At 46.0% G+C, this 17,627-nt stretch carries 17 protein-coding genes; all 17 read right to left on the reverse strand.

Features of this window, described 5'->3' with window-relative positions; all coding sequences use genetic code 11:
• Positions 1-4: 4 nt before the first annotated feature.
• Positions 5-1,471, reverse strand: a complete 1,467-nt coding sequence (gene rng, locus RJ41_RS04065) for a ribonuclease G (RefSeq protein WP_014947913.1) — start codon at positions 1,469-1,471, stop codon at positions 5-7.
• Complete coding sequence (locus tag RJ41_RS04070; RefSeq protein WP_039217290.1) at positions 1,468-2,058, reverse strand: Maf family protein; 591 nt, start codon at positions 2,056-2,058, stop codon at positions 1,468-1,470. The genes rng and RJ41_RS04070 overlap by 4 nt, the downstream gene beginning before the upstream one ends.
• A gap of 36 nt (positions 2,059-2,094) precedes the next feature.
• Positions 2,095-2,571: a rod shape-determining protein MreD gene (mreD, locus tag RJ41_RS04075; protein ID WP_039217293.1), complete on the reverse strand. Its 477-nt coding sequence runs from the start codon at positions 2,569-2,571 to the stop codon at positions 2,095-2,097.
• Positions 2,564-3,457 carry a rod shape-determining protein MreC gene (gene mreC, locus RJ41_RS04080; protein WP_039217296.1) on the reverse strand — a complete coding sequence of 298 codons (894 nt, stop codon included), beginning with the start codon at positions 3,455-3,457 and terminating at the stop codon, positions 2,564-2,566. Before mreC ends, mreD begins: the two co-directional genes overlap by 8 nt.
• 37 nt (positions 3,458-3,494) lie before the next feature.
• Positions 3,495-4,538 carry a rod shape-determining protein gene (locus RJ41_RS04085; protein WP_012516782.1) on the reverse strand — a complete coding sequence of 348 codons (1,044 nt, stop codon included), beginning with the start codon at positions 4,536-4,538 and terminating at the stop codon, positions 3,495-3,497.
• Positions 4,539-4,893: 355 nt separating this feature from the next.
• Positions 4,894-8,616, reverse strand: a complete 3,723-nt coding sequence (locus tag RJ41_RS04090; protein WP_039217317.1) for an H-type lectin domain-containing protein — start codon at positions 8,614-8,616, stop codon at positions 4,894-4,896.
• A complete protein-coding gene (locus RJ41_RS04095; protein WP_039217319.1) occupies positions 8,616-9,104 on the reverse strand; it encodes a hypothetical protein in 489 nt (162 codons plus the stop codon). Before RJ41_RS04095 ends, RJ41_RS04090 begins: the two co-directional genes overlap by 1 nt.
• A complete protein-coding gene (locus tag RJ41_RS04100) occupies positions 9,094-9,837 on the reverse strand; it encodes a PulJ/GspJ family protein (protein WP_039217322.1) in 744 nt (247 codons plus the stop codon). The genes RJ41_RS04095 and RJ41_RS04100 overlap by 11 nt, the downstream gene beginning before the upstream one ends.
• Complete coding sequence (locus tag RJ41_RS04105; protein ID WP_039217325.1) at positions 9,837-10,358, reverse strand: type IV pilus modification PilV family protein; 522 nt, start codon at positions 10,356-10,358, stop codon at positions 9,837-9,839. The genes RJ41_RS04100 and RJ41_RS04105 overlap by 1 nt, the downstream gene beginning before the upstream one ends.
• Positions 10,348-10,809 carry a type II secretion system protein gene (locus tag RJ41_RS04110; protein WP_039217328.1) on the reverse strand — a complete coding sequence of 154 codons (462 nt, stop codon included), beginning with the start codon at positions 10,807-10,809 and terminating at the stop codon, positions 10,348-10,350. The genes RJ41_RS04105 and RJ41_RS04110 overlap by 11 nt, the downstream gene beginning before the upstream one ends.
• A 1-nt stretch (position 10,810) precedes the next feature.
• Positions 10,811-11,311: a prepilin-type N-terminal cleavage/methylation domain-containing protein gene (locus tag RJ41_RS04115; protein ID WP_039217331.1), complete on the reverse strand. Its 501-nt coding sequence runs from the start codon at positions 11,309-11,311 to the stop codon at positions 10,811-10,813.
• Between the two features lie 22 nt (positions 11,312-11,333).
• Entirely contained in the window at positions 11,334-11,921 is a 588-nt protein-coding gene (locus RJ41_RS04120; RefSeq protein WP_039217333.1) for a prepilin-type N-terminal cleavage/methylation domain-containing protein, read from the reverse strand.
• Positions 11,922-11,966: 45 nt separating this feature from the next.
• Complete coding sequence (locus RJ41_RS04125; protein ID WP_039217337.1) at positions 11,967-12,467, reverse strand: hypothetical protein; 501 nt, start codon at positions 12,465-12,467, stop codon at positions 11,967-11,969.
• 30 nt (positions 12,468-12,497) lie between these two features.
• Positions 12,498-13,733 carry a type II secretion system F family protein gene (locus RJ41_RS04130; protein ID WP_039217340.1) on the reverse strand — a complete coding sequence of 412 codons (1,236 nt, stop codon included), beginning with the start codon at positions 13,731-13,733 and terminating at the stop codon, positions 12,498-12,500.
• The gene (locus tag RJ41_RS04135; protein ID WP_039217343.1) at positions 13,733-15,445 is read right to left on the reverse strand and encodes a GspE/PulE family protein; all 1,713 of its coding nucleotides are present in this window, start codon (positions 15,443-15,445) and stop codon (positions 13,733-13,735) included. Before RJ41_RS04135 ends, RJ41_RS04130 begins: the two co-directional genes overlap by 1 nt.
• The gene (locus RJ41_RS04140) at positions 15,445-16,728 is read right to left on the reverse strand and encodes a tetratricopeptide repeat protein (RefSeq protein ID WP_039217345.1); all 1,284 of its coding nucleotides are present in this window, start codon (positions 16,726-16,728) and stop codon (positions 15,445-15,447) included. Before RJ41_RS04140 ends, RJ41_RS04135 begins: the two co-directional genes overlap by 1 nt.
• Positions 16,725-17,627 carry an ExeA family protein gene (locus RJ41_RS04145; protein ID WP_039217348.1) on the reverse strand — a complete coding sequence of 301 codons (903 nt, stop codon included), beginning with the start codon at positions 17,625-17,627 and terminating at the stop codon, positions 16,725-16,727. Before RJ41_RS04145 ends, RJ41_RS04140 begins: the two co-directional genes overlap by 4 nt.

Genomic DNA, 17,627 nt, shown 5'->3' on the forward strand with positions numbered 1-17,627 from the left:
TGCATTACATCATGACGACGTCGTACTTATCCTGATTGTACAATGTTTCTGTTTGAACCTTGATTTGTTTAGACACAAATACTTCCAGTTCTGCCAGCATATGAGACTCTTCACCCATTAAGGCTTCTGCCACTTTAGGTGAAGCGTAAACCACAAACTTGTCTGCGTCGTAGGCGCGATTCACCCGTACAATTTCACGCATAATTTCAAAGCAAATGGTTTCAATGGTTTTTACCGTGCCTCGCCCTTTACACACCGGGCATTCTCCGCACAATATATGCTCAATGCTTTCACGGGTGCGCTTACGGGTCATTTCAATTAGCCCTAGCGCAGTAAAACCGTGAATATTTATCTTGGCTCTGTCCTTGTTCGTCGCCACCTCTAATGAGTGTAAGACACGTCGTTTGTGGTCTGGTTCAATCATATCGATGAAGTCGATAAGGATCATCCCGCCCAAATTGCGCAATCTTAACTGACGGGCAATGGCCTGCGTCGCCTCAATATTGGTGTTAAAAATCGTTTCTTCTAAGTTCCGGTGGCCAACAAAAGCGCCCGTATTAATATCGATTGTGGTCATCGCTTCGGTCTGATCAATGATCAAGTAGCCGCCAGATTTTAAATCGACACGGCGTTCCAAGGCTCGCTGCGCCTCATTTTCCACATCGTATAAATCAAAAATAGGTCTATCACCCGGGTAGTATTCGAGCTTGCCGTTCATTTCAGGCACGTACTCTTTGGTGAACTGGTGAAGTTCGTTGAATGATAGTTTCGAGTCGATACGAATTCTGTCGAGCTCTGTACCAACAAAGTCGCGTAGCACTCGTCGTGCTAGCGGTAAGTCTTCATAAAGCACGTTCGACTTACGCTTTTTCATACGCGACTGAATTTTATCCCACAGCCTTCGCAAAAATGCTGCGTCGGACTGCAGTTCGTTTTTGCCCACGCCTTCAGCCGCAGTACGCAGAATGAAGCCACCGTTTTCATCACAAAACTCTTGCACCAGCGACTTTAAGCGCTCTCTTTCTGCTTCTTCTTCAATGCGTTGAGATACGCCTACGTGAGTCACCGAAGGCATAAATACAAGATAACGGCTGGGGATAGTAATGTCTGTGGTAAGGCGTGCGCCTTTGGTACCGATAGGATCTTTCACTACCTGAACCACAATATCTTGACCGTCTCGCACCAACTCGCGAATGTCTTGCTTTTGAATATGGCTTGCCGAGACTTCTTCAGCAATTTCATTGTGAATGACAATGTCAGATGCATGTAAGAAGGCGGCCTTTTCTAAACCGATATCAACAAATGCTGCCTGCATTCCCGGTAATACACGGCTAACTTTACCGCGATAGATATTGCCAACCAAACCGCGTTTGGTATGACGCTCTACGTGAATTTCTTGCAGTATTCCGTTTTCAATAAGCGCCACCCGTGACTCTGACGGGGTAACGTTAATAAGCAGTTCAGCACTCACGACACAACTCCAAATGCATTAAGTAATTGGCGGGTTTCGTACAGTGGTAGGCCTATTACGGCACTTGCACTGCCGTTAATGGAAACTACAAACTCACCACCAATACCTTGAATAGCGTAACTCCCTGCTTTGTCGGCAGGTTCTCCTGTTTCCCAGTATGCGTCAATTTGCTCATCCGTCAATGCTGCAAAAGTCACAGATGTGGCAATTACTTGAGTCTGTTGCTGAGCGTTATCAAGCACACAAATAGCGGTAAGGACGTCATGAGTTTTACCAGAAAGCATAGTGAGAATGCGCTTAGAATCTGCTTTATCTTCTGGCTTGCCAACACTTTGTCCGTTAAACGATATTAGCGTGTCGCTGGCCAGAATAACCTTGTCGTCGGTCATTGCCTGCTGATCCTCAAGGCATGCTTTCACCGCTTGGGCTTTTTCACTGGCAAGCCTTGCGACAAGCTCCTTCGGTGGCTCGTTGTCACGGGGCGACTCGTCAATATCGGCAGGCTGTATTGTATGGGCTATGTTCATTTGCTTGAGCAAAGCAGTGCGTCGTGGAGAGGCTGACGCTAACACTACCGATTTTGTCATTGGCTTACCTTTGGTTTAATCGAGAACGTGTTCGGGTTACGAAATTGAAAACTGTCTGCGCGTGCGTCGAAGCAGCCAAAATACCCACGGCCACAACACCATAGACGTTACAACGGGCCACAAATAATCAACCCGGAAATAAATATCAGTCAGCAGGTGCTGCACCCAAAATGTAAGTAAGTGATATAGCGCTGATAATAGACCGATAATAATGGCTTGCTGCCAAACGGAGTAATTTCTTAGTCTTTGGTAATTGGCCGCTAATATATAAACACAAATACTTAGGCCGAAACTATGAATACCCAACGTTGTGCCCACAAGCACATCCATAGCAACACCAGTTAAAAACGCCACACCCACATTCACTCTGTGAGGCAGTGCCATACTCCAGTAGGCAAGCACAACTAGCACCCAGTCAGGGCGGTATACATCTACTTGAGTGGGCAGTGGAACAATTTGCAATACAAGGGCGACTAGCAGGCTTATCCAAATAACGAGGTTACGTTTACGCATCTGAAGACTCTTCCTCGTTGTCTGCTGGCTTGCTTGCCTTTTCATCGGTGTCTAATTCAGGCTCACCTTCGGCGCCCCACAAAAGCAACAAATGCCGAAGCCTGTCTAAATTAGCTAACGGCGTAGCAATGACACGTGCAAAAGGGCGACTTTCATCTCTCACTACCTGCTTAACGGTGGCGACGGGATAGCCCTCCGGGAAAACCTTACCCAGGCCCGATGAAATAAGCGTATCGCCTTCTTGAATATCTACGCTGTGCGGTACATGCTCAAGGTATAATTCATTTAATGCACCGCTGCCGGTGGCAATAAAGCGAATATCGTTACGCAACGAACGAACTGGAATGGCGTGCGTAACATCAGCAATCAGAAGTACGCGACTATTGGTAGAGCCTACTTCCATAACTTGGCCCACAACGCCATTATCATCAATAACTGGCTGAGATAGATAAACCCCATCAATGGCCCCTTTATTGATAACAACCTGCTGGCTATATGGGTTTTTATCTACCGCCATTAGCTCAGCAACCATTTTCTTAGACGCTAGGCGCACGGGGGCTTGCAGCAGTTCGCGAAGCTGCGCATTTTCTTTGGCGATAACCTCAAACTGCTGAAGCTTTTCGCTCATAAGCAACAGCTGGTTATTCAGCTTTTGATTTTCCGCCAGTAACTGTTCTTGAGAGGTAAGGCGCTGGGCGCTCTCACTAAGCATCAATCCAGGAAGGTTAGCAATATACTGCAGCGGGCTCATTAAAGAGTTGAGGTACACTCGCGTCGATTTAAAGCCATCCATCTTGTGATCTACAAATATCAGAGTGACCGACAGCACAAGGGCCAGCGTAAGTCTGATATTTAAAGAAGGACCGCGAGTAAAAATAGTATCCATGATACAAATAAGGCAACCTTACGGTTGCCTTTCCTGTTTATTCGTAGCTAAACAGGTCGCCACCGTGAAGGTCAATCATGTCGAAAGCCTTACCACCGCCGCGTGCTACACAGGTTAACGGATCATCAGCAATAACTACTGGTATTCCTGTTTCTTCCATGAGTAGCCTATCTAGGTCTTTTAGAAGTGCACCACCGCCGGTGAGCACCATACCGCGTTCAGAGATATCAGAAGCGAGTTCTGGCGGCGACTGTTCTAGTGCCACCATTACAGCAGAAACGATACCTGTTAGCGGCTCTTGAAGGGCTTCAAGTATTTCATTTGAGTTTAGCGTAAACCCGCGAGGTACACCTTCAGCAAGGTTACGACCGCGCACTTCAATTTCGCGTACTTCTTCGCCCGGATATGCAGCACCAATTTCATGCTTGATACGTTCGGCTGTCGCTTCACCTATAAGTGAACCGAAATTACGGCGAATATAGTTAATGATAGCTTCATCGAACTTATCACCACCAATACGCACAGAAGATGAATAAACCACGCCGTTTAGTGAGATGATAGCAACTTCAGTGGTACCACCACCAATATCTACTACCATAGAACCTTGCGCTTCAGATACCGGCAAGCCCGCACCGATGGCCGCAGCCATAGGTTCATCAATAAGAAATACTTCTCGTGCACCAGCGCCAAGCGCTGACTCTTTGATTGCACGGCGCTCTACTTGGGTTGAACCACACGGCACACATACCAGTACACGAGGACTAGGGCGCAAGAAGTTATTGTCATGCACTTGTTTAATAAAGTGCTGAAGCATTTTTTCAGTCACGTAGAAGTCGGCAATAACACCATCTTTCATTGGACGGATGGCGCGAATGTTACCCGGCGTACGACCAAGCATTCGCTTAGCTTCTGCACCCACTGCGGCAACACTTTTAGGGCCTGCAGCGCGTTCTTGACGAATAGCTACTACTGAGGGCTCGTTTAGAACAATACCTTGGTCTTTTACATAAATCAGCGTGTTAGCTGTTCCGAGGTCGATGGACAGATCGTTAGAGAACATGCCTCGAAGCTTTTTAAACATGAAGTGTTTATTCCTGTTCCTGTGTTAACGCGTATTTGCAAAGGTGAGATGGCGACGCTTTAACGTGAAGTCGATATTTATCCGCACACTTTAACAATGGGGGCAATTTTGGGCAAGTAATGGTGTCACTTAGGGCCAAAATAACTACTTTAATAACAAGCAAAATTAGCGTCAGCCCCATATAGGCATAACATATACGCGCTAATCATTTGATTCCTACATTAGAACCATTAATGACCCCGTAAACATTAGAAGGTTCAAAAACAATTAGCTAAATATTCACACCTTTTTACAATGAGAACGCTACTGCTTGCTCTACCTGCAATGTCGTGAATAAAACCGTCAAACTGCCTTACTAGTTATTGATTTGTTCCCGCTTGTAAATGATGTTGTCGTTTCCTCTATAAACACCATAGGTTAGCGTGGCACTAGGCGGGTTGTCGGCTTCACCATCTTCATCCCAATCCCACAGCAACCATGCTTCGGGGGTATAAGTTAACGGATAATTACCCGCCCCATTTGGCGATGATAAGCGCATACCTTCGCCGGTGACGTACGCACCTTCACTTAGGGTTCCGTCTTCAGAAGAAACTAGCTCGCCTGAGACATCATTTATATTAGCGTGAGCAAAGTCTGTGCAGCTATCGTACGTGTTTATGCGCCACGTTTGACCATCCCAGTATTGAGTACGAAGGGGAAGCAATAAGGCTTCATCTGCACCGCCATAGTTGTTAATTAACGTAGCTCGGCCGTAGGCGAAGCTGATCGCATCACCAAAATCGTCAACACAGAAACCCGTGCAAGAAAGCCCATTAAAGTTTGCGCTCTCAATTTGTCCACTATCAGCCACTAGTGCAATAGATGCGTCCATATATGCTCCGTCGAGTGCTGTGCCACCCAAGCGGCTAAATGCTATATCATTGTCAGAAAAGGAAATTTGACCTGTAGCTCCGCTTTGAGGCCATGAGATCGTGTTTGTATTTTCTAAACGGTCTAACAAACTCCCGTCGTGCTCAACCTGTAAACCAAGGCTTGTTAGTTTGTCGAAGCCACCATAGTAGTTCACAGTGCGGCTGCCATTTTGGTTAAGGGCAGTAAGAGTAAAGCTAACCTCATTAATCGGTTGGTCAAAATAGTTAAACCCACCACTGGCAGTACATGCTGCCACCACGTTCCCTGTCAGTGAAAAATTCGAAGGCGCAAACCTTCCCACGTTATCGACTTGGCCCAATACCGTGGTGTTGTTCAAGTATGCACTTTGAGCTGCAATAGAAATGACACCCACTTCATCATAATTAACGGCCAAGTTAACTTTACCTTCATTATCAAAGTTAACGCTGTTGGTACTTAAAGACCCTGCTGTTCCCCCTGCTGGCAAGGTTTGTTGAGGCGTTAAGGAGACACTTCCTGAATAGTGTTCGGCTGTGTTGTTATTGGCTAAGTCAGCGAAATTATCTGGTACACCATCATTATTACTATCTTCGCCATCAACCCACTGCACAGTACGAAGACCTAGTACAAAGTTTTCACCCGTGCGCTTCAGCAGTGATCCACTCGCGTTAGTCGCATACCCGTTGGGATTGGTACTAGTGCCACTGTCATTTAAAATATCCATTGCAAAACCGAAAGGGCGAACCGTGAAGATATTTGAAGACCCTGATATTGCCGTCCTGTCAGTAATTGCTCCTGTGAGCGACAATTCACCTGCATCAGGATACTGCAACGTAAACTCAGCGCGAGCGTTTGCATCGAACTGTAGCGCGAATGTTTCAGCTGACAACCCCAGTTGATACGTGTTGCTATCATTAGAAAAGGCCAGCTTGTTCAAGCAATTGCTAGCGCTTGCACAGCTGTAGTTAAGGTCCACATCCACAATTTTGTTTTTTAAGAGTTCCGTATTGCCGCAGGCCTCGACAGCATAAGTTTTACTGTTAAAACCTTGATCAGATGGTTTGCCTGATAGTTGGGTTACGATGGTCGCGTTATTGTCGGTAAGATTCTTAAACACTAAACCATCATCTACAAAATCAATCTTACATCCTTCAATACCTACTTCTTTTCCGCCAATAAAGCAGCGAAGCTGAGATGATGGTGTTTCTCCTAGCGTTGCAAGCTTTGTATCGTTTCCTTTCAGGCTGTCTAGCGCTAACGAAATTTGTCCCGTAAAAGAGACGACATCGTTTCCGCTCCACTGGAAATTGGCGTTATTTTGAGGAGAGAGATTAACCGTTGAAGGTTGAGAATAAATGAGATCGCAATCCACATCTGCGCATGCTTTTAGTGTTATTTGTTTAGCCGCACAGCTACTGCCTTTATTATCAGCTAATTCATAGCGATAGTGATTGAGTACTTCGATAACCTCGCGACCACATATGCCGGGTATATTATTCGGTACTTCGTTCGCGGTTACTTTAAGAGGAGCGGGAATACCTGCCGTTGTTGAAGAAATAGATTCGATCCCTCCGCCGGCATTGAATCGCCCAACAAGGGTTTCATCACTAACATTAGCAAACGTCACCGTGCCTTTAGCAATAACTAGCGCTTTGGGGTTAGAACCATCAATAACTACGTCACCGTCTACATAAATCGCTAGGTAAGCACCATCAGAAACGGTAACGTTGACATTTGCCATAACGAAGCGGGTTGGCTCGCCAATTGGATTTGTACCTGGATCGGAAATATAGATGCGTGTAGGGGCTACGACGTTATAGTTGCCCGCTGCCATCAGCACATTCTGCCTGTTGAAGTAGTAATCTCCCGCTAAATTACCGGCGGTTATTTCGGGGCCGCTGTCATCAACTGTAATACTCGGTATTGCTCTGGCTTGTGACTCGGTCAGTGAGTCTGTGTTATTTACGGTACAGTCAACACCCGGCTCACCACATTTAGGGTAATCCGCTGTGCCAGCTGTCCCTCCGGGGATTAATTGAGTTGCACTTAGTACGCCGCTGTTTTCATCGATAATACGGCTATTCGCGGGAAGATTAATGGCCGAGCCGCCAAATGCTGCTACCGCGCCAGGAAATGCCACGTCACAGCTTGGCACCTCACCACTGAACACAAACTCTGATGTCATAGCCAGAATGCTTGCCTCTTCTTCGGCGTGATTACGCTCCGAGTCTAAACTTCGGTCTTCATCAACGCGAAGCCCTAATCTGTTTTTGTTTACTTGGCAGCTACGTAACCAGCCACCGTCTTGGCCGTTGCGACTAATCTTACTTGCAGCAACAAGTGGCGTTTGAGAATAATTGTTCTTAAAATTGTTGCGGAAACAGCCATCACTCCACCCCTGAATAAGTACATCTGCAAAGTCTGCCTCCCAGACCACTTCTACACCTTTATCGTCAAAGAACCTGCGATCAAACCCTTCTGTAGTGGCCATGTAAGCAACCGTTTCTGTGCGTGTTACCGGCTCATAATCGGTTTCTGACGCTTCCAAGGCGATATAGTATGAGGGCGCTTCATACTTAGCGGCAATAGTTAAAAATGGCAGTAAATACTCATTAGGAGGCTTTTTCCCGTTTACGTCTACTTGGTTATTCACGGTTTGAATAGAGTGAAAGAAAACCGGCTGTTCACCAAAATCTGTTTGTAACGGAACTTCTGCATATCGCGCATTTTCAGTACCCGGAACCAATGGCCCCGTTGGAATATACCAAGGCGAATTGGTAGAAGCTTGAATAGTAGTAGCATCTAGCTGCATTTTCCCTACCTCAACGATATCGCCGTCAGGAAATTCGTGAATGCCGTAGGCGATAGCCAGGTAATGCCCCCCCATAGTGATGTGGGGGCCATCCTCGCCAGAGGGTTCGAGTGGTAGCGCTTCAAAACCTGTTCTAGTGACGTTGCGAATCTTGACTATAGCAGGGTTACTCCCCTGATTAGTTGAAAGCATAAATACTGCGGGCGGCTCGTCGTACACTTGCGAAAAACTGATGGTTGTCCACTCTGCTTTGTTATAGGTGTTTTGAAGTTCGATAAATCGACCTTCGATTTGGGGAACTGCCAGCGCGGGTAGCGCTGAAATGGACAGCAAAAAAGTCCAAAAGAGTCGAACCAGAGATTTACGGTAAATCATTATTCTTCCTGCCTCACTTCAACAAGAACGCGTTTTGAGGTTTCGAGTTGGCCAGTGCTGCACTGCGCTTCGGCCCCTAACGCATAAACCCTGATTTCACCAGCGGCAACTTCAGGCTCCTCGACCTCGGTCTCCACCTCACAAGATAGCGTAATTACACAATTCTGCACATTAGCAGCATCTATAGTTACTGGTTGAGTAATTACGGCACACGCGGGGTTATTACCGTTAATGAGTCTAGAAATAGCGACTTCCATTCCGCTTTGGGCAGCTAAATAAGCTCGAGCACCGTAATATTCAATGGATTGCTGCCGTATGTTAGATGAAATTTGGTTGGATAAAGCTATACCTAGCCCTAAAAGAACAATGCTTATAATGATCGCAACAATCGTTGTAGAGCCTTTTTGACGAACAAGAGAGCCACGTAATCCAACTGTACGCTTGTCGCTGCGATTAACGTTTAATTGGCGTGTTTTGCTATGGCACATTAGGAAAATGCACCTCATGTACAACCGATATTTGTTCGTCATCACTGCTTTCTAACGTCATTCGTAGCTCAATTAAGCCATTTTGGCGTAAACCCGCGGTGACGACATTCGCGCTCCACGATGTTACGTTTGTTCCAAGCACGCCGGATGTAGCACCCTGTGTTCTAATCAAGCGCTCTCCTTGTGCTGTTGAGGTTCTACACACGGTGACTTGCGCTTCAGGAACAAAGAAGCGTTTCCCTGGGGAAGATTGTGTATTAGGGGCACTGAGTGTGAGATCATACTGATTATCACTAGTCGGCTCGGAAGCGGCATCAGCAATAGCGTCTATTGTTCGCCCGTTATCATTCACGCTCTGCGGATTTGTCGGGTAGATAACAAGAGTATCATTCACGCTCAACTGACTATTGAACACGACTACATGCATGGGATTATTAAACGCGTCGCCCACATAGGTTCCACTTTCTTTGATCGGGTAATAAGAAAGGCACCCTAAACTTGCGTCATATGAAACAGAGTTTGGCACCACATTACGCAGTTCCTTTTCCAGTCGCAAAATGATAAACCGCGCATCTGAAACAAGACGAGTACGCTCCGCGCCGGTTATATAGATTTGTGCACTTAACGAAATCACTTGCGCCACAGATACGCTAATTACACCTAAAATAGTGATCACCAAAATAAGCTCTATAAGTGTAAAACCGCGCTGGCACTGTGCTTTTGGTAGGGACATTAATAGCTCCCTCGATAAGCGCTAAAATTGTAGACTTGGCCGTCTGGAGCGGTAACGGCTATATCAATACGCTTGAAAGTTTGCCCATCAGTTGGCGTACTGTCATCTAAGTCACTGTCGTAATCTACCGTTACCGCAAAACCAAAATTGTTATAGTTTCCACCTACATTACCTACTACGTAGCCGTTGTAGTCGTCAACATCGTCATAGTCGTCTTCACTCGCCTCTTCAGGACCAAGTGTTGTTGAGCAATTTCCTTTAGTATTACAGGTTTCAAAAGGTGGGCTTCGGTCGCTGTTTTCATCATAAGAGCGGCTTAGAATATCGTTCATTAACGACTGACCTAACTTAGCCGCTTTTACTTGGCGAAATGGCTCCGCGGTTTGTTCAGCTTGAGGCACAATAAGCGACAACACAATAGTTAGGCTAATTGTGAACACTACTATACCAATTACCAACTCTAATAAGGTAAAGCCTTCACTGCGTTTTCTACGCGTAGGAAACATTGCGCTAGCACGCATAAATGGCTCCTTCACTTTGCAAACACATGGAAAAAGTACTTATTTGAATTTTGCAGATAGATGAGCAGGCAATATTGCTTGGTCGGCCGAATCCGTCAAACCGAATTTGCGAAAAACTATCGCCGTTTTCATCCGCAGTTTGAAAAGTGAAATCAGTATTAGAGGCATTGACAACTTGGTCGTCATCAAAAGTAGTGGAAAGAGCGTTTGCGCAGTCGTGCCCAGCGGGGGGAGCAATAACTGTATTCGTTATTTTTACACAACTGGTGTCTTGCACGTTTTGCATGGCACGAAACTGCATATTGCGCACAAGCTGAAGGGTTCTGTCGCGAAGCGCAATGGCTTCTTCGGTGTCGCTGCCAAGAAAGCGAGGGGCGGCGGTTACCGCCAGCACCCCAATAACCAATATGGTTATAATAAGTTCTACTAGTGTAAAACCGTTTTTCTTCACATTACTGGACGCAAGTGTTGACTGTGATTTCAGGACGTTCGCCTGCGGCTGTCGAGTTTGTATACACTACCGTACAACTAGCCGTTGTTGCCGTTGGAGGTGTGTTCAAATAATCCCCAAATCCAGTGTAATATACAAGAATAGAATCTGGGTCAGCAGTAATCAGAGCCGTTGCATACTCAGTCGTATCATAGTCAACGACATTGGTGATATTCGCTGCAACTTCAGCATTTGGGTATCCAAAAACCGTTGTTACAGAAGTTGTGGAATTCAGCACTACTGTACCAGTTGCGCCAGCTTGATCTTGAACTAATGCCTTACCATAAATAATGGATGAAGCAGACTCCAGAGAACCTGCAATACCTTCCAATACAGAGTCACGTGCATCATCTTGAAGGTTCAAAAACTTAGGTGCTGCGGTTACCGCTAGGATACCCAGCAATACAATAACAATGATTAACTCGATTAGGGTAAAACCCTGTTGTGTTGATACTTTTTGCATAATCAAACTTCCTGAGTATTAGTTAAAAAACAGTAACTTGGCCAGTGGCTGGGTTATAAGTAAAACCGTCGTATGTGGTACCGTCAGGTGTGCCGTCTGCTGGAGCTGAACTATTAGGCAACCCCATAGATTCAACTAGGTAGTAAACACAAAGCGTGTTTGCGCCGGAGTCATCTAAACGTACCGCGTATCTGAAGTCAGCTACAACCGTATCGTTCGTCGATGTGGTGTTGGTAGGTGCTGACTGCAGAATTAGGTCGAACGTGTTCTTACATTCGACATTGTTAACCGATGAAATGAGCGTATTTCCCGTTGGGCTGCCCGTGGGGTAACCAATGGTACCGTCTACGCCAACCGGCGTTTGGTCGTAGGTAACCAGTGTGCTGTTAGCACCACCGTTGTTACCACTTGGGCGGCCTTCCACTTCCCACTGCGCTCTTACAAGTCCAACTGCTGCAGCAAAACCACCAGCAACACCTTCAACGCTGGCTTCGCGAGCTTCGTCAGTAACATCGATAAAACGCGGCAGCGCAGTAGCCGCAAGCAAGCCCAAAATAATTACAACAATGATAAGCTCTATAAGCGTAAAGCCTTGCTGTCTCGTGTTCATACCTTCTCCTAGATTACAAAGTAAGCGCATAACTCCGACGCTTAGTTAACTTTTTCTTTCTCTTACCACACCGCTACCCGCGTTGTAGTCAAACCAAACCTTGTTTTGGATAGAAAATGCACATTGCAAATATCCATTTACGTATTTATCGCTTACCGATACGTTAGACGACATATCAAATTCTCTTAATGTCGCTAACGTGAACAAATATTCACACGCATTGCCTTGGTTCGCTTCAAGCCCTTCAGGCCAACCTTTTGCGTTTACGAATAGCTCCGCGGCTACTGCTTTTTGCTGTTTTTGCCTTATGCCGCCACTGGCATCAAAGTCAATTTCGTATATCAAAACTTTTGACTGCTTGGTCTTTATCCACTGTGCCCTAGCCAACATAACAACCCGTTGAAACTGAGCCACTGCGTTTTCTTTGTTAACTTTTTCAGCTTCTTCTATTATCGGCGTTGCGTGATAAACATACGTAGCAGCCACAACGGCAAGCAGCAAACCAATCACAATAAAGTTAAATAACCCTGCTTTAGTGCTAGCCACGTTTTACCCCATTAAAATGGCGCGAAACCCTTACCCGCCTTTTACCGCCGACATCATGTTCCACATTGGTGTAAAGATGCCGAGCGCCAGTATTAATACCATTACCGCTACAAAACCTATCAAAATAGGCTCAATTTTGGCCGTTAGGCTCTTAAGGTCGAAATCAACTTCACGTTCGTAATAGTCTGCGCTTTCTTCCAAAAGCGGCTCTAATCTACCGGTTTCCTCACCCACAGCTATCATCTGTAGTACAAGTGTAGAAAACAGTTCACTATTTTTCGAAACTCTCAGCAAACTCTCGCCTTTTTCTATGCCCTGACGCATTTCTTTAATGCGCATCTGCATATGAGCGTTATCTACGGCATCTGCGGTTAACGATAAGCCCGCGGTTAACGGCACACCTGCGCGCAAGATCATAGAAAAACTTCGGCTATATCTTGAAAGTAATGATCGCTCAATAATACTGCCCACAACAGGCAACTTTAGTTTAAATTTGTCCCATTTAAGTCGTCCATTAGTCGAATTAACGTATTGTTTAGCCGAAAAAATTATTCCAATTAATACGATTAAGATTAACCACCAATAGTTAACAAAGAAATTTGACGTGCCTATTAGCACGCGAGTCATGATGGGTAGTTCTGTGTCGAAACGCTCAAACATTTGAGTAAAAACGGGCACAACGAAAAGGTTTAAAATAAACATGGCAATAGCGAGCGCTATTAGGACAAACGTGGGGTATCGCAATGCCGATTTAATGCGCTTTCGCGTTTCTTGTTCACGCTCAAAATAAAGCGCCAGTTGCAAGAAAACATCGTCTAATTTACCGGTATTCTCTCCCACAACAACGACTGAGATAGTCAAGCGGGTAAAGATTTTTTCGTACTTGGTCATGGCGGAAGACAGGCTTCTACCCTGCTCAAGCTGGTCAGCGATATCTTTTAAAATTTCTTGAAAGCGCTTGTGTGAAGCATTTTCGCTTAATCCTCTTATTGCACGAATAATAGGAATACCGGCTTTTAACAACGAGTACATTTGGCGAGAAAAGATGATCATTTCATCCAGTCCCACTTTAGGCTCAAAGAGACTCCCTATGGCAAAGCCATCATTAGCTTTCTCGCCACTTGCCTTTTTAGTCTCTTGTATAGAAGTCGGTACGATGTTTTTAGACAGTAGTGCCTGCGCAGCGGCTTGTGCTGACGCTGCCTCAATAACCCCTTTTTGAGGGCCGCCTTGAGTCGATTTACCTGCATAAGTAAACTGAGGCATTAGTGATTCACCACCTCAGGAACAAACTCGGCGACTTTGAAGACCTCATCTAATGAGGTTTTGCCTTCAGCTGCATAATCAAGAGCCATATGAGAAAGTGGAACAAAGTCTTTGTTGGCCTTTGTCGCGTTAACAAACCCCTGCGTATCGTTATCTCGCAGCGCTTCCATCATGTCTTCGTTCATTTCCAAGAACTCAAAAACACCGATACGCCCTTTGTAACCTGTATGGTTACAGCTATTGCAACCTCTCCCTTTATAAAACGCTGCATTTGCTAGCTCTGGTTTTAAGAAACCTACCCATGCCTGCTCTTGCGCACTCGGTGGTCGCTCTTCTTTGCAGTTTTCACAAACCCGACGTACAAGACGCTGAGCCAAAACGCCACGTAGTGAGGTGGCAACGAGGTAGGGCGCTGCGCCCATATCGATAAGACGTATGGCACTGGTGACCGAGTCGTTTGTGTGAAGTGTACTTAGTACCAAGTGACCGGTTAGTGCGCCTCTGAGCCCTATCTCTACGGTTTCTTGGTCGCGCATCTCCCCCACCATGATAATGTCTGGGTCTTGACGTAACGTAGTACGCAAAATTGCAGCGAAATCGAGGCCTATTTTGGCATTCACTTGCACCTGGTTAATACGCGGTAGTCGATATTCGATAGGGTCTTCAGCGGTAATGATTTTTAAATCGGGTTTATTAAGTTCGCTTAGCGCGCCATAAAGCGTGGTGGTTTTACCTGACCCCGTAGGCCCGGTTACCAATATCATACCGTGGGGCCGGTTTATGGCGGCGCGAAATTTTTCAGCCATTGCATCAGGCATACCCGTTTGGTCTAACGTCAAAAGACCTGCGGATTGGTCTAATAAACGCATAACCACCGCTTCACCGTTAGCAACAGGCATAGTAGACACACGAACATCAAGCGTGTGCCCTTTCACTTTTATATTAAAACGCCCATCTTGGGGAATACGCTTTTCTGATATGTCCAAACCTGACATAAGCTTTAGTCTGAGCACCAGTGCCGAGGCTATTTTCACCTGGTTTAGCGTGTTTTCTTGCAATACACCGTCTACACGCTGCCTGATTCGCAGGATATTTTCATCCGGCTCGATATGTATATCAGAAGCTCGAACCTGAACAGCATCTTCAAATATAGAGTGAAGTAACTTAACCACTGTTGCATCAGAGGTTGTATCGTCGAGTGCAGAAAGCTCAAAGTCTGCTTCATCGGCGTATTCTTCGCCTAACTTTTCTGCAAATGACGCAATATCTTGGGTACGACGATACACGGTATCGAATGCTTCAAGCATTTGATGCTCTTGCACGATAGCTAGTTCAATTTTGCGAGGAGCGACTAACGGCCCAAGCTGATCAAGCCCGCCTAAGTCGGTGGGGTCGCTCATACCAAGCAGCACTTCTTCGTCGTCAGCTTCTAGCACTAGCGCACGATAGCGTCTTGCATAGGTTTCAGGGATAAGCTGCGCCTGCTCTGGATCTATTCGGCGCTGTGTTATATCCAAAAACGGAATATTGAGCTGCTGCGCAAGGAAGCGCAGAATTTGAGGCTCACTGATAAACCCTAGGTCAATAAGCGTATCACCTAGTTTACGTCCAGATGAACGCTGAGCCGAAAGTGCATTATCAAGCTGCTCGCTGGTGATAATATTTTCATGAACCAATAAGTCGCCGAGGCGCATCTTTAATCGAGGACGCATTAAGGTTGCTCCTGTAAATCATTTAGGCGTGAAGTGGCATATTGCGATGACGAAGAAGAGAGACCGCCTATCGCAAGCGCTCTAGAATAAGAAGAAATGGCCAAGCGCTTGTCTGCCAATGCATCGTAATTAACCCCGAGTGCCAGCCACCATTTTGCGTTGTTCGGTTGTAATGAGGTCATGGCGCTAAACGCCGAGATCGCTTGCTCTGGTTTGTTGATGGTTTGCGCAGAGGTCCCCTTCAAAATAAGATAATCAATACGTTTTTCAGCCAACGCCTTTACATCTAAGCCATCTGGCATCAGGTTTAGGGCTTCTTCGAAACGGTTTTCTTGCACTAAAATCTTGGCCATTAATTCTCGCCAAACCAGAGACTCTGGCCACATCACAACGCCTTCTGAAAGCACCTGTAACGCTTGTAGATTATTATTCTGCCCGAAATAAAGCGCGGCTAATTGTTTGCGAGCCTCGATGTTTTGTGGATAGGTAGACAGTGCAAGAGTAAAGCTTTTCTGGGCTTCGTCGAAAATGCCAAAATTATAGGCTTTTAGCCCCGCTTCCAAGTGAATAGCGCTTTGCTGCTGAGGTGATTTAGGGGCGATTTCCACCACTGGCTGGCGTGAGATTATGCTGCTTGACTCTGACGCGCTTGCGTCGTCATTTTCCTCTACGCTTATCTTATTGTCCGTCTGTGTGTGTGTACTTTTTTGAGTGGAGCGCAAGGCTGCCACTTCTGTCGAGCCTGCTTTTTTTGTCTCACCTATTGTCGTTTCGGCTGCAGTTGCCCCTCCATTTGACTTGGTATTTGAGTTTAAGCTTGAAGAGTTAGCAGTTTGCATACGCTGCCGATATTCTGCCTCATCGTCGATTGCAGTCTCGTCAATACTATTAAATACAATCTCGGCAACATCTGACGGCGTATTTTGATAAGCCATATCTTGCTCAGACAACGGCGTAGACTTCATGCCTTCTAACTGTTGCTCGGCACTACCGACATCTTGCTTGGAAGTACTTTCACTGCTAGTTGTGATGAACTCATTTTGCATTGAGCTTGCTGCTGTATTCGGTACATCGCCTTTTGTAACAGTATCAGCTCTCTTACTATCCACAGTCTCAGTCATACCGCTCAAAACCAGCCAAATAACTAGCCCTATTACAATGAGCGAAATGAGCGCTTTTGGCCAAAGCGAGCGATTTTCGACGTGAACTGTAGGCGGCAAGCCAAAATCTTCGGTCTGATTTCGCTCATCCAGAGATTTCAAAGTGTCGTTTAAAATGCTCATAAGCCCGGCGCTCCGTAAAGGTGCAGCGCACTCGCGACAGCAACCGCAGCTATGGATAAAATAACTATGCTTTGTCGGGGAACAAGCCTTCGCTTGCAGTCATCAGTGTCGAACACTGCATTTATTGTATGCTGCCAACTCGCAGCGCTTTTACCCTGACCGTAGGCTCGAAGAAGAATTTTGTGGCAAACAATGTTGACCAGCCGTGGGGTCCCTCGGGTGACTAATGCGATAAAAGCGCGTAGACCTTTAGGAATTAATTGCTCGCTGCCTCCGGCTGTTGTCAGTCTGTGCCCTATGTAATAGTCCACTTCTGCCGAGGTCATAGTGCGCAGCGTATACGAAAAACTAATGCGCTGACGGATTTGTCTAACTTTTGGATTTGATAAGTTAGCGTCTAATTCGGGCTGCCCGAACAGGACAATTTGAAGTAGCTTGCTTTTTTCTGTTTCTAAATTGCTAAACAAGCGCAGCATTTCAAGGGCATCCCAGCTTAATGATTGCGCTTCATCGATAATTAATACCGCTTGCCGACCCTCTTTTTTTAGCGCCAACAGCTTGGTCTCAATAGCGCTGTGTAACCCCTGCGCCGCCACATCGTTACTGATATCAATCCCTAATTCGTTAGCAAATGCTATACGAAGTTCATCCGGCGTCAGGTAGGGGTTAGGCAAGTAACAGGCGACAAATTTATCGGAAAGGTGGTTTATCAGTTTGCGGCACAACAGGGTTTTGCCCGTACCTACTTCACCGGTCACTTTAATAAAGCCTTCAGACATACTTAGCGCAGACAAAATGACTTTTAACGCTTCGTTATGCGGTGCCAGCGCACAAAAGAAATCCGTGTTCGGCGTGAGCGAAAACGGCATTTCTGTGAAGTGATAAAAGCCCTGATACAT

Source organism: Alteromonas marina, assembly GCF_000808575.1.
GTDB classification, from domain to species: domain Bacteria; phylum Pseudomonadota; class Gammaproteobacteria; order Enterobacterales; family Alteromonadaceae; genus Alteromonas; species Alteromonas marina_A.